Raw genomic sequence first — 13,556 nt, forward strand, 5'->3', positions numbered from 1 at the left:
CCTCTGGCTCGAAATCGGGTTGTAGAAGGCGATCGCAAAATCGGCTTCAGCAGCAGATGCAATCCTGGCGGCGACTACTTCCCAGGGTTTGAGGATATCCGAAAGCGAAATCGCACAGAAATCATGTCCGAGCGGCGCACCGATAGCGGCGGCGGCGGCTTGCATGGCGGAGATGCCTGGGTTAATCTGGAGATCGATCGTTTGCCATTCTGGTTTGGCTTCGTTGTCGAGTACTTCTAATACCGCCGCCGCCATTGCAAAGATCCCAGGATCGCCGGAGGAGACGACGACGACATTTTTACCACTGGCGGCTAAGTCTAATGCTAATCTGGATCGATCGAGTTCCACTCGGTTATCCGATCCGTGACACTCTTTACCGACACTTAAATCTTTAACTAAGTCTAAATAGGTGTGATAGCCGACTAGATCGGTTGCTGCTAGAATTGTCGCTCGGACTTGTGGCGACATCCATTGTGCTGAACCTGGGCCAGTTCCGACTACAGTTAGTTTACCTTGGGCTTGACCGATCGAGGTTGGATCGATCGGTTCTGTGGCACTGAAGATCGTTAAATTTTCATCGTTATTAATTACTGTCAACTTGGAATTCCATTGTGCTGAATCAACGAAGCGAATTGGTAGATTTAAACTGTTACCGATGCCAGCGATTGCGGCTCCAGCGGGTGTTTTGGGAATCGCGATACAAGCTACCCCAGCCAGGGCGAGATTGGCTGTGGCGAGTCGATCGAGTATTACTTCACTCCACCCCATGACATTAAATCGATCGGGTTCAGTAACCGCCAGGACTAGGCTGGTAGGATGATAGACTAATTTTTCTGGACTGCCAGAAATTGCCTGTGTGGTGACTAAGATCGTGCGTTTTCCATCCGCACGAAAGGGGATATCGCTCGCAGTCAACCACAATGCGTCGCCATCTAAACTCACACTGACACCCGCAATTAAGTCAGCGATAAAAGTTTTGACATGTTCGGGATTAGCCAGACGATAGCCTGTGGGAGGATCGGGCAGAACGGTATTAAACTGAATTTTACCTGTAGTGGTAATAGCTGGCTGCACATTTAACACCGCTGCAATTTGCTCGGCGAGATCGTTTACCCCTGTCATGCCGCCCAAGAGGGGTACAACAGCACTTCCATCCGCAGCTACCGCGACAACTGGCGGTTCTGTCTTGCTATCGGTGAGGATTGGTGCGAGAGTCCGAATCAAAATTCCGGCTGCACATAGCCCAATAATCGGCACACCATCTTGATATAATTGCCGCACCGTATCGCCAAAGTTGGCAAAAATCGCATCGACATCTGTCGTTCTACCTGCTAACCCGTATAATTGCGATCCTGGTAAAGCTGTCATCAATTGACGAGCGGTGGAGACGCTAACTTGATTGAGGACAACAATTGTCGGGATGGATCTACTATCGAGCATGATTTAACAAATGACGGTCTTTACCTATCTTATCGCTCGATCTCGATGAGAATTTGTCGTGCAAACAGATCGAGACAAACATCCTGAAACCTTGAAAATTAGATTGAGATCCTCAATCTACCGGAAACTATTCCGAAATTCATTTGCTTGAACTGGTTGGGGGATGTGCTGTGCGAGGAGAGTGATAAAATCGGCTGATGACAAATTAGGATGTTTAGTGAGGGTAGTTTTGACGAGAAATTTACCAATTGGTCCGATATAATTTATCAGCTCTTTTTCGCACCGAGCAATAAATTCTGGTGTCAAATTATTAATTGTTGGCATCTCAAGCTGTGGAGATGTTGGTACCGCAGTTAGAGTTGTAATCGGCAAGGGAGTCGCTACTGGCTGGCTTAATTGTGTCTGGGGATTGATGGTAAGCCGCTCCACATCAGTCAAAACTGCCGCAGCAGATTGGTAGCGGTTGGCGGGAAGATCTTGCAACATCCGATTGAGAATCTTTACCAACCCGTCGCTGACGGAAGTGTGTAATTGCCATTTACTTTTAAGGGACGATCGATCTGTCAGACTTTGAGGTTCGATGCCTGTTAACATTACCACCGCAGTGACGGCGAGGGAATATAAATCGCTACTGGGAAAACTTTGTCCCAACCAGATTTGTTCGTAGGGGGCATAACCAACTTTTCCGACGATCGATTGTTGGGTAGGATAGCTAATTGGAGTACCATGTATATCCTGACTGCGGCCCTGAACTATCGCAGATCTGCCGATCCCAAAGTCGATTAGTACTGGCAAATGAGTCCCCTCTTGCAGCATAATATTATCGAGCGAAATATCTCGATGAACGATTTGTCGATCGTGAAGATAGCTCAACACCGGAAGTAAGTCTTTCAACCATTTAATTATCTCTGATTCTGAGAAGGTTTGACCTTGTTGTTGGCGATCGCGCAAGAGGCTAGAATAAGTCTGACCTTTAATGTATTCTTGGACGAGAAACAGCTTCTCGTCTTCTTCAAAACAAGCAAAAAATTTGGGAATCTGAGCGCGATCGATTTGATGGAGAATTTTAGCCTCTCGCTCGAACAATTCGCGAGACTTCTGAGCCTCATAATCGCCATGATGCTGTGGGAGAAACTCTTTGACGACACATGGTTCGTTGAAGCGATATCGATCGAGTGTCAGATAAGTTCGACCGAAACCACCTTGTCCTAAGATTCGTTGTAGTTCGTACCGATTTGCCAACAAAATTTTCCCCCCACTAGTTGCTGGCGCGGCAAACATTGCCGGATCTAGCGGTTCCCAGGAACCATCAACATGCAATTTTAGAGGTACTAATTCAGTTTTGCCATTGGATTTGACTTTGGCATAAACAATTTGCGCAAAGGATTCATCCGTTGACGCGCTATTTTTGTTGGAGAATCGATCCTCAACCATCTTATCCTCGATTGCTACTAGTAATTTTGGTAGCTCACCTCTACAATTATATACGGATGACTTTAGGTATTTATTCAGCCTTCCTATTTCTTATCTTTCTCTTTATCCTTATCTTTGAACAGTCGTACTGGTTTCTGTCTGAGTAAGGCAGCGGTTTGAGCTTTGTCTGCGGGAAAAATCGATCGGACTCGATCGATTACCGAAATCGTATACTGATAGTCGGGCACTGTGCCATTAGGAATAAAACCAGCTTCTTGGGCAATCGTCGAAGGGGCATTTTTGAGGAGTTGGTGGATGGACTCTTGCATTTTCAGATCGATATTCGGACTGACTAAGATTGCGCCTGGAGGTACTCGGTGGGGATCGGCGAACAAAATCCGCAACTGGGCTTGTTTGATTTCGCTTTTGTAAGTATTAAACTCTTGCAGCGATAGTGCGCCAACATCCGCACTACCCCGAGCGACAGCTTCTAAAATCGCTTTGGGTGTCGAGGACACAATTAGTTCGGCGAGCGTTAAACCATAGAAATTGTAGAGCGGAAAATAATAGCCAGTTGCCGAACCGGGTAAACCAATTGCCAGTTTCTTCCCCGTCAAAGATCGCAGATCTTGGTAGGTACTATCCTTTTTGACGACCAAAATCGAACGGATATTGTTAATCCCTTCCAGCGGCAGCAGGGCTGTATACTGATACTGAGAAATGGCAATTGCGGCTAATCCTGGTGGTGCGAAGACCAGAGACCATGCTTGGGCGGCGATCCTTTCTAGTGCTTTGTTTTCATTAAAAGCAGGTTCGATTTGAACTTGGGACTGAAGTTGTTCTTCTAAATACTGTTTAATGCTATCGTATCGATTGTTGGCATCGCCATTGGTTTCCGTCTGGGCAACCATGCCATAGCTGAGAGTACCAATCGTCAATTGCACTCGCTCGCTCGTGCGGGAATTATCGCCGCTCAAGCCTCGTCTAGCTCCACAGCTTGATAAAAACAACCAAGTTAGAAATAATCGACGGTTCGCGATCGAGCGCATATTTTCAAAATATGTTTGACAAGCCCGATTCTACTGTAGATTCAGACATATTTGGCTCAATTTTGATTAACTGCTAGAAATTGAACACCAAAATTGTAATAATTAACTCCCAACTATTCGATTATGGATGCAAGAGAACTATTTGAAAAAGGTGGCATAACAATGATACCGTTGTTTGGATTATCAATTTTATCTATAGCAACGATCTTGGAACGGCTGTGGTTTTGGTTTAAAACCACTAGGAAAGAAGAAGAACTGATCGAGCGGGTACTAGAAGCCAGTGCGAATGACGAATGGGATACCGCTGCTCAAATCGCTAAACAGGAACGCAACCGCAAACCCATCGGTAGGTTTCTCTATGCCCCACTCAAACGAACGAATCCCGATCCAGAGACATTTAAACTCGCCCTCGAAGCATCTGCCGAGCAAGAGATCGCAACCATGCGCAAGGGGGATAAAATACTGGAGTCAATTATCGCACTTGCTCCTTTGCTCGGATTATTAGGCACTGTGTTAGGTTTGATTACTTCTTTGCGAGGCTTGAAATTAGGCGATGCAATTACCACGGCGACTGGAGGTAATGTGACGGATGGGATTAGTGAATCACTTTACTCTACCGCTGCGGGGATGATCGTGGCGATCGTCAGCCTCGGCTTTTATCGGCTGTTTCAAGGTCTGATTTTCGGTCAAATTAACTTATTTCGCGGTGCGGGAAATCAGCTAGAATTACTATACCGAGAGCATTGGCTTAATACGAAAGGTAAATCAATTAACGCTGGAGATCCAGAATTGATGCCATAGGGATAGTTGAAAGTTGAAAGTGAGTGTGGAGGCAAGCGTCGTCTCGCCGTCGCCGATCGAATCCGTCGATCGAATCCATGCACATCCAATCGCCTAAACTTAAAATAAATATATCGATCGGCGATCGTCGATCGATAGATAATAGACAATTAATTAAACTCTTATCTTTCACTTGATTCTCGACCCTTGACCCTACTTCACTGGGAATTTTGCTGCTGGTGTAAGATGTGAGTCAATATTGACACTCTCAGCAGGTCGATTCGAGTTCGGTAACTCAAAAATATATATTTAACTCTAAACTTACGAGGTTTATTCGTGGTCTCTCAACGTGTCATTGAAGTAGCAACTATTCAGCCATCGCCGATCGTTCCGGTCATGGCTCAATCCCAGACTGGGGCTTACGCACTCCTCGATAGCCTTTATCGTCATGGAACCAAACATATTTTTGGCTATCCTGGTGGTGCAATTCTGCCCATCTACGATGAGATTTATCGATTTGAAGCCGCAGGTAAAATTAAACATATCCTCGTGCGTCACGAACAGGGTGCCGCACATGCCGCTGACGGCTATGCCCGTGCTACGGGTCAGGTAGGGGTCTGTTTTGCTACTTCTGGCCCTGGAGCTACAAATCTAGTTACAGGCATCGCCACGGCGCAAATGGACTCGATCCCGTTGGTCGTTGTGACTGGACAAGTCCCCAGTTATATGATCGGTACGGATGCTTTTCAGGAAACAGATATCTATGGGATTACCCTACCCATTGTCAAACATTCCTATGTAGTTCGCAATCCCGCAGACATGGCGCGAATTGTCGCCGAAGCCTTCTACATCGCCGCTTCCGGTCGTCCTGGCCCAGTATTAATCGATATTCCCAAAGACGTGGGTGCAATGCTGTGCGACTACACCCCCGTCGCACCTGGAAGCGTCAAGTTACCTGGCTACAAGCCTACCGTCAAGGGCAATCCCCGTCAAATCAACCAAGCAGTTCAACTGATCGCCAAAAGTCGTCAACCTTTGCTCTACGTTGGTGGTGGCGCAATTTCTGCCAGCGCACATGAAGAAGTCAAACAACTAGCCGAACTATTCCAAATCCCTGTAACTACCACCCTCATGGGTAAAGGTGCATTTAACGAACTGCATCCGCTATCAGTTGGGATGTTAGGAATGCATGGTACAGCTTATGCAAACTGGGCGGTAACAGATTGTGACCTTTTAATCGCCGTTGGAGCTAGATTTGACGATCGAGTCACAGGTAAATTAGAGGAATTTGCCTCCACCGCTAAAGTCATCCATATCGACATCGATCCCGCCGAAGTTGGCAAAAATCGCACCCCAGATATCCCGATCGTTGGTGATATCAAACAAGTCCTACTGCAACTACTCCAACGGTTGCGGGAACTGGGTTTAGGCGGTAATGCCGAACAGACTAAAGCATGGTTGGAAACGATCGATGGTTGGCGCGTAGATAATCCTCTCGTTGCACCCAGCTACGACGGCTTATTGGCACCCCAAGAAGTCATCGTCGAATGTCGTCGTCAAGCTCCAGATGCTTACTATACAACCGATGTTGGTCAACATCAAATGTGGGCGGCGCAATTCCTCAATAACCTCCCCCGTCACTGGATTTCTAGTGCTGGATTAGGAACGATGGGATTTGGTGTACCCGCAGCTATGGGCGCGCAAATGGCACTCCCCAACGAACAAGTTATCTGTATCAGTGGCGATGCTAGTTTCCAGATGAACCTTCAGGAACTCGGTACCCTCAAACACTATGGCTTGAACGTCAAAATCGTCATCATCAACAATGGCTGGCAAGGCATGGTCAGACAGTGGCAAGAAGCCTTTTACAAGGAAAACTACTCTTCCTCCGAAATGGCCCCTTCCCAGCCCGATTTTATGCTGTTAGCACAAGCTTATGGCATCAAGGGGATGACCATTGATAATCGCGAAAACTTACCAGCAGCGATCGCCGCCATGTTAGCTCATGATGGCCCCGTTTTACTCAATGCCCAAGTCAAACGGAATGAAAACTGTTACCCAATGGTAGCAGCGGGCAAATCTAACGCCGAAATGTTGGGATTAGCTAAACCTAAGCGTTCGAGTTCTGGCGCATTATCAATTCACTGTGGTAATTGCGGCACGATTCATGCTGTGAAACATAAGTTCTGTCCCGAATGCGGTAGCGAACAGTAAGACATGAGGGTAGGAACAATATCTTATCTTGTCGCAATTGTATGGTCGGTTTTCCCGATCATACTGCGCTGCTGTCTCGCGGCAAGGTTGCGCTGTCTCGATCCAAACACATGCCGAGGTTCCCTCGGCATGTGTTTGGATCGTATCTAAAAGTTTGATCGAATTGAATCGACTCGATTTAAAGTCGAGGGTCGATTGGTTCGCTTTCTAATGCTAATACGCCGAATACGCATTCATGCACCTGACGTAACGGTAACTTAGCCACAAACCGATCTAACGCCTCCACCCCCAAAGCAAATTCCCGCAAAGCCAGATTGCGCTTCGCACCCAAACCCCGCTGGCGCAGCCTGTCTAGATGTTCGGGTAAATCGTATTCGGGACCATAAATAATCCGTAGATATTCAGAACCGCGACATTTGACGGCGGGTTGAATTAAACCTTTGCTACCAGCATTAACAAACCGCATCGGTTTGACGACTATTCCCTCGCCGCCAGCTTGGGTTAATGATTCCCACCATTGAGTGGCGGCTGTAACTGCAGCTTTGTCTAGGAGATTGACGGTGCGATGGGTGGTGGCGAGGAGGATAGGCTCCGACTGACAGATTTGGGCGATTTGGTTCATGTGCCAAATATGGTTTTTGTCGGTATGTACTACCCCCTCTGTTGCCATCAGATGGAAGGGTGCGAGCTTGAAATCATCAATCGAATTTACATTCCAGCAGTAACGACGATAGGCTTCGACATATTTGTGTGCCATAGTCGATCGAATCTGTAATTTATCGAGTTGGGGAGCGACAGCGACACCTCGATCGAGTGCTTGTTGATATAGTTTGCTAGCATAATCTAAGGCATGACTTGCCGCTGCGCCGACGGGGGCATATTGACCGCGTAGCAAGCCTTGAGCTTTGGCTGACCAGGGCATCAACTCGCAGTCGAAACACGCCCAGTCAGTCTCTAAGCGGTGCCAGAAATCACATCCAGTGAGGGCGGCGCGAACGCGCTCTAATATTTCGGCTTCGAGGGTGGGATTGTCGAAAAATCTGCGCCCTGTGCGGGTATAACAGATGCCAATCCCTTCACCAGTAATCCCAAACCTTTTTGCGACGGCGGCTTCATCGCGACAGATAATGACTACAGCCCGCGAACCCATGTGTTTTTCTTCGCACACGACTTCGTTAATGCCGAACATCCGGTAATAATCGAAGGCTTCGGTGGGATATTCTAGATATCCTGGTAGTCTGGAAGTCGCCACGGGGGACATTGTTGGCGGGAGATAAATCAACCATTTGGGATTGGCGGCGAAGCGACTCATGACTTCGAGCGCGGCGATCGATCGATCTGCTCCAATTGTAAGATTAGGCTGGAGGCGAGTATTAATAAACCGTTTGCCCAAAACATCGGCAATATCTAGGCTATCATCATCCTCTTGCTGGGCAGTGCGTTCGCCAACGGGTGGATCTAGGGGTTTCATTGGTTCATAATATACCTTTGCCGCAGGTACTTGGACGATCTCTCGCTCTGGATATTTCAACGCCGTCAGCTTACCGCCAAATACACAGCCAGTATCGATATCGATCGTATTATTCAACCATTCCGCTTCCATTACGGGCACATGTCCATAAACCACTGTCGCCATCCCCCGATATTCTCGCGCCCAATTCGATCTCACAGGTAGCCCATATTCGTCGATCTCGCCTGTTGTTTCGCCGTACATGGCAAAAGAGCGGACGTGACCAGAAGTGCGCCCTTGTAGCTCTTCTTTGAGTCCAGCATGAGCAATTACTAGTTTGCCATCATCGAAGAGATAGTGACTGATGAGGGAATCGATAAATTTTGCTAGTTCGCCGCGAAATTCGGTTTGGAGCGGTTCGGGAATGGCTTCAATTTCAGCGACTGTCAGCTCAAAACCATGATTGAGTTTGACATTTTTACCACGTAAATAGCGCAGTAGTTTGAATTCATGATTGCCACAGATGCACATGGCACTCCCCGCCGTCACCATATTGCGGGCGAGTTTTACAGAGTCGAGATTCCGCATTCCGCGATCGACCAAATCGCCGACAAACATCACCTGTCGTCCGGTAGGATGTTTATAAGTCGGAAAATCCCAGCATGGTGGTTGAGGTTCTAAATGTGGTTCGTAACCCAATTTAGCCAGCAAGACTTCTAGCTCATCGCAGCAACCGTGAATATCGCCGATGATATCGAATGGCCCATGTTCGGTCTTACGATTATGCCACAGCGGTTGACGGACGATTTCGACGTTGGTAATATCTTCAACATTCGACAGAACATGGACGTAGCGAAATTCTCTGTCTAGATGCCGTAGCGATCGTTTAAGATTTTCGGTATGTCGTTTGACAACGTGGATGCCAAAGTCTCTATTTTCGCGCTGTTGATTGCGATCGTGACATAATTGAGCAGGGAGATTAAACGCGATCGTCACGGCAAAACAATGATAATCTTTGGCTAATTGCAATAATGGTTTGCGATCTTCTGGTTTCACATTCGTCGCATCGACAACCGTCAATCTACCAGCCTTGAGCCGTTTGGCAACAATATAGTGGAGCAATTCAAACGCATCATTCGTCGCAGCTTGATTGGTTTCATCATCGCAAACGATCGATCGACAGTAGTCAGATGAGATAATTTCTGTAGCGAGAAAATGTTTACGAGCAAAGGACGATTTACCCGAACCGGATGCACCGATGAGGACAACTAAAGACAGTTCGGGGATAGTTAATTTCATATTTGATTATCTTAATTCTCGTTGCGATCTCACAACATCGATACATCGTCAGTAGCTTTACACATGATACGCAGTATCGACTATCTACAAGTAGTAATACTCATAGATATTTACCAACCAATATCCCATATTTAAGCTAACATTTCCGACTCTCCGTCCACACAATCTACCTCATAACAACGATCTTTTCCTTACAGTGATTTCTGTTCCAGCCCGAACCCAACTAAATTAATTACCGTTGGTACTTCACCTGGTTGGGGACGTTGATAGGTTACAATCGTCCGTAGGCGAGAAATGGGAGAAATTAAGCGGAGTTGGTCTACTGCTACCGATCGACTGTAATATGTCACTAGTTCGAGTGTTTGCCGACTGGGTAGATAAGTAAATCGACCAGTAATTGCGCCAGTCTCCGAATAGCCCTCATCCCGCAGATACAAACCCCTAACTATCTCTGTGCTATCAAGCATTTCAGCCGCTAGCGGAGTCGCTGGCGCAAGCGGATCTTTAGCCAAGAGATTTGGATTCAAGATCGCCCGATCTGGTATGAATAAAGCTTTAAGATTCATCGCAACTCGCTCGCCTTTTTCGGATACGGTATCGAATCCGATTCTAAATCCTGGAAATCGATCGATCTCCTCTGTTTCTGACATCGTACCTACTGGCAGAAAAGCTGAAGAAATTTGAGATTTTTCCACTAGACTTAATCCACCTACTTTAAATTCTGTATAAGAACGTTCTACTTCGTTTTGAAGTGGGTAATGATAAGTTCGCTCGGTTTTCCAATTGCCGACACAAGCTGAAAAAAAGTCTTGAATTTCTAACATTTGATGACAACTATTCCAAATATAATTTTTATCAATTTCGATTTAGGATTCCCGACTTCTTCAAGAAGTCGGGAATGTGTCAGGATTTGTTAGTTTAGAACGACAAACCTAATTTTAATCCCATCAGCGCGTGGATGACCATCATGCCCATAATAGTGCTACCAAAATAAGCATGAAACTTACGCAATCCTGGGTTATTGCCACCAAATCCCGTACCAGAAATTAAGCTATTAATGGCTAAAAAAGTCAAGACAATTGTTGCTGTCAAGAAATGAGGACTTGCCATCACCTCATGTTTTTGGATGACTAAAGATAAGATCCCGCCAGTTGCACCGATCGCCATAAAGCCAAACATCACTGGCATAATCTTTTTATGATCGGTCTTATTTTTAATCGCTGCGTCAACATCTGTCGCTGTCAATAATCGCCCTTTCCAGCCAGCATAAGCACCATATCCGCCCATCGCAAACATCACGATGCTCATAAAGAAGGGATGTCCCCAGTGGGTGAGCGGTTCGGGGAGATTGAGTGCGCGAAATTGACTCGCGATCGGTTCTAATAATTGTGCTAAATTTTCACCCATGATACCTGTAGTCTGCTCTTTAAAAATTGGTTTGATCGCTATTGTACAAGGGGTTAGGGGTTTAGGTGTTAGGGAATTAACAGGAGATCGAGCCTAAAACCTAAAACCTAAAACCTAATTCAACCCTTCCATCACCCAAGTTACATAGGTGCCGATCGGACTCCAGATTAGATATGGTATTAATAGAATCATTGCCATCGTCGAGATGGGCAATACCAATGTTGCCAGGACTGCGCCGATAAACCAGCCTACCGCACCGATAATCGTGCCGACCCTCAGACTCTTAAACAAAAACATTGAGGGTGTATAAGCCATAATTACCACCTCTAAGAGCAGATATAACGCCATCAGTCCCCAAGGCTGACTTTTGGTTGAAGCTGCCTCCCAAACCAGATAAGCCGACCATGCACCACAGATTAAAATTGCCGACCAAATTGCCGGAATTAATCGCTCGAATGTCAACCATTGAGGACGACGTTGGCGATTGAACCAGCGATATCCTTCGGCTGTATTCAGTCGTGCTAGCACAAATGCAACTAATACAGTGACAATGCCAATTATCAGCCAGGATTTAATCATGAAAATTAGGGGGTAGAAGATAGGAAGTATATGAAAAAGTCCGCACCTGCGGACTCTTTCATGCTTAAAATCAATCAGTTGCTAATTTAGCGTCTGGCTAATTTTTTAGTGATTTTCCGCAACCGGATTGATTGTGGCGTAACTTCTACTAATTCATCACCATTGATATATTCTAGAGCGCGTTCTAGAGTCATATCGATCGGTGTTTTGAGCTGTACCAATTCTTCCCCACCAGAGGCGCGGTGGTTGGTTAATTGTTTGCTCTTACAGATGTTCAATTCTAGATCCTGCGGACGGTTATTTTCGCCAACAATCATGCCTTTATAAACCTTGGTTCCAGGCTTGATAAAGAATGTACCACGATCTTCCGCACCCATCAGCGCGTAGTCAGTAGCGGTACCTTCCTCAAAGGAAATCAGTACACCATTCCGACGAGCCGAGATATCTCCACAAGTTGGACGATATTCGAGGAAACTGTGATTCATAATCCCTGCACCGCGAGTCATCCGCATGAATTCACCTCGGAAACCAATTAAACCACGAGCAGGAACGACGAATTCGAGGTTAGAACGTCCGTTTGCTCCTACCACCATATCTTGCATTTCGCCCTTGCGCTGACCGAGACGTTCGATACAACTACCGACAGCTTCTTCGGGCACATCTAATGCGAGCAATTCAAATGGTTCGCATTTTTGACCGCCAACTTCACGGTAAATTACTTGAGGCTGGGATACTTGGAATTCAAATCCTTCACGGCGCATATTCTCAATCAGAATACCTAAGTGAAGTTCTCCCCGCCCAGCTACTGCAAATTTATCGGCTTCGTCGGTTTCTTCAACGCGCAGAGCCACGTTAGTTTCCAATTCACGGAAGAGTCTGTCGCGAACTTGGCGAGAGGTAACGCTCTTACCTTCAGTACCAGCGAATGGTGAATCATTGACGCAGAAAGTCATCTGCAAAGTAGGTTCGTCTACTTTGATCATTGGTAGAGCCATTGGCTCAGTGGGACAGGTGATCGTTTCACCGATGTTGGCATCTGCAAAACCTGTTACCGCAACGATATTACCAGCAGTCGCGCTAGGAATTTCGACCCGTTTCAAGCCATCGAAGCCTAAGAGTTTAGTGATCCGTGTTTTGACGATCGAACCATCTTCTTTGATTAAAGCGGCTTGCTGACCCATAGTAATGGTGCCGTTATGAATCTTACCAATTACAATCCGTCCCAGATAATCGGAATAATCGAGGGTGGTTACTTGCAGTTGTAACGGCTTGTCAGCATCTCCAACTGGAGGTGGAACGTGCCGTAAGATCGCCTCAAACATTGGTACCATGTCGGTACCTTTGGTTTCCATGTCGTTCTGGGCATAGCCAGCCATACCGGAAGCAAACAGGTGAGGGAAATCGCATTGATCGTCATCCGCACCGAGTTCGAGAAATAAGTCTAACACTTTGTCCACTGCGGCGTGGGGTGATGCTAACTCTCGATCGATCTTATTGACAACGACAATCGGGCGTAAACCCTTCTCTAGGGCTTTCTTGAGTACGAACCGAGTTTGAGGCATTGGGCCTTCATTGGCATCCACAATCAGGATGCAGCCATCAACCATGCCCAGTACGCGCTCGACTTCACCACCAAAGTCGGCGTGTCCAGGGGTATCGATAATGTTAATTAACGTGTCTTTATACTTGACTGCGGTATTCTTAGATAAAATTGTGATACCACGTTCGCGTTCGATATCGTTGGAATCCATCACACAAATAGGCACTTCTTCCCCTTCGCGGAAAACACCGGATTGTTTCAAAAGTGCATCAACAAGGGTGGTTTTACCGTGATCTACGTGAGCGATGATGGCTACGTTACGAATGGGAATACTCATAAATTGTGGAGTTAGAACTCTAATTGTCTCGATCGAGATTTACTAAAA

At 46.5% G+C, this 13,556-nt stretch carries 11 protein-coding genes; 2 read left to right on the forward strand and 9 right to left on the reverse strand.

Translation table 11 applies throughout. The features are described from left to right. From RMO55_RS15495 to RMO55_RS15505, 3 genes are all read right to left on the reverse strand, one after another. The coding region (locus RMO55_RS15495; protein ID WP_310427890.1) for a bifunctional cobalt-precorrin 5A hydrolase/precorrin-3B C(17)-methyltransferase at positions 1-1,440 on the reverse strand (1,440 nt) is incomplete at its 3' end. Positions 1,441-1,557: 117 nt separating this feature from the next. Next, positions 1,558-2,874 (reverse strand): serine/threonine-protein kinase, encoded by a 1,317-nt coding sequence (locus tag RMO55_RS15500; RefSeq protein WP_310427891.1) that lies wholly within the window; start codon positions 2,872-2,874, stop codon positions 1,558-1,560. 83 nt (positions 2,875-2,957) lie between these two features. Then, complete coding sequence (locus RMO55_RS15505) at positions 2,958-3,902, reverse strand: PhnD/SsuA/transferrin family substrate-binding protein (RefSeq protein ID WP_310427892.1); 945 nt, start codon at positions 3,900-3,902, stop codon at positions 2,958-2,960. A gap of 123 nt (positions 3,903-4,025) precedes the next feature. Here RMO55_RS15505 and RMO55_RS15510 point away from each other — a divergent pair, with 123 nt between their 5' ends. After that, entirely contained in the window at positions 4,026-4,703 is a 678-nt protein-coding gene (locus RMO55_RS15510) for a MotA/TolQ/ExbB proton channel family protein (protein WP_310427894.1), read from the forward strand. On the opposite strand, the gene RMO55_RS15515 is transcribed toward RMO55_RS15510, so the two are convergent. After that, complete coding sequence (locus RMO55_RS15515) at positions 4,672-4,875, reverse strand: hypothetical protein (protein WP_310427895.1); 204 nt, start codon at positions 4,873-4,875, stop codon at positions 4,672-4,674. The two genes, RMO55_RS15510 and RMO55_RS15515, sit on opposite strands and share 32 nt — an antisense overlap. 203 nt (positions 4,876-5,078) lie before the next feature. Between RMO55_RS15515 and ilvB the strand changes: the two genes are divergently transcribed. Then, positions 5,079-6,896, forward strand: a complete 1,818-nt coding sequence (gene ilvB / locus RMO55_RS15520; RefSeq protein WP_310427906.1) for a biosynthetic-type acetolactate synthase large subunit — start codon at positions 5,079-5,081, stop codon at positions 6,894-6,896. 178 nt (positions 6,897-7,074) lie between these two features. Here ilvB and RMO55_RS15525 read toward each other — a convergent pair whose 3' ends face one another. From RMO55_RS15525 to typA, 5 genes are all read right to left on the reverse strand, one after another. Next, positions 7,075-9,645: a polynucleotide kinase-phosphatase gene (locus tag RMO55_RS15525; protein ID WP_310427897.1), complete on the reverse strand. Its 2,571-nt coding sequence runs from the start codon at positions 9,643-9,645 to the stop codon at positions 7,075-7,077. Positions 9,646-9,836: 191 nt separating this feature from the next. Further along, positions 9,837-10,469, reverse strand: coding sequence for a phycobiliprotein lyase (locus tag RMO55_RS15530; protein WP_310427899.1), 633 nt, complete (start codon positions 10,467-10,469; stop codon positions 9,837-9,839). 94 nt (positions 10,470-10,563) lie between these two features. After that, positions 10,564-11,052 carry a DUF4079 domain-containing protein gene (locus RMO55_RS15535; RefSeq protein WP_310427901.1) on the reverse strand — a complete coding sequence of 163 codons (489 nt, stop codon included), beginning with the start codon at positions 11,050-11,052 and terminating at the stop codon, positions 10,564-10,566. A gap of 114 nt (positions 11,053-11,166) precedes the next feature. Continuing rightward, the gene (locus RMO55_RS15540; protein ID WP_310427903.1) at positions 11,167-11,631 is read right to left on the reverse strand and encodes a tryptophan-rich sensory protein; all 465 of its coding nucleotides are present in this window, start codon (positions 11,629-11,631) and stop codon (positions 11,167-11,169) included. A gap of 86 nt (positions 11,632-11,717) precedes the next feature. Next, on the reverse strand, positions 11,718-13,508 hold the full coding sequence (typA, locus tag RMO55_RS15545; protein WP_310427904.1) for a translational GTPase TypA: 1,791 nt from the start codon (positions 13,506-13,508) through the stop codon (positions 11,718-11,720). Positions 13,509-13,556 lie beyond the last annotated feature (48 nt).

Source organism: Chamaesiphon sp. VAR_48_metabat_135_sub, assembly GCF_031418915.1.
Taxonomy (GTDB): domain Bacteria; phylum Cyanobacteriota; class Cyanobacteriia; order Cyanobacteriales; family Chamaesiphonaceae; genus Chamaesiphon.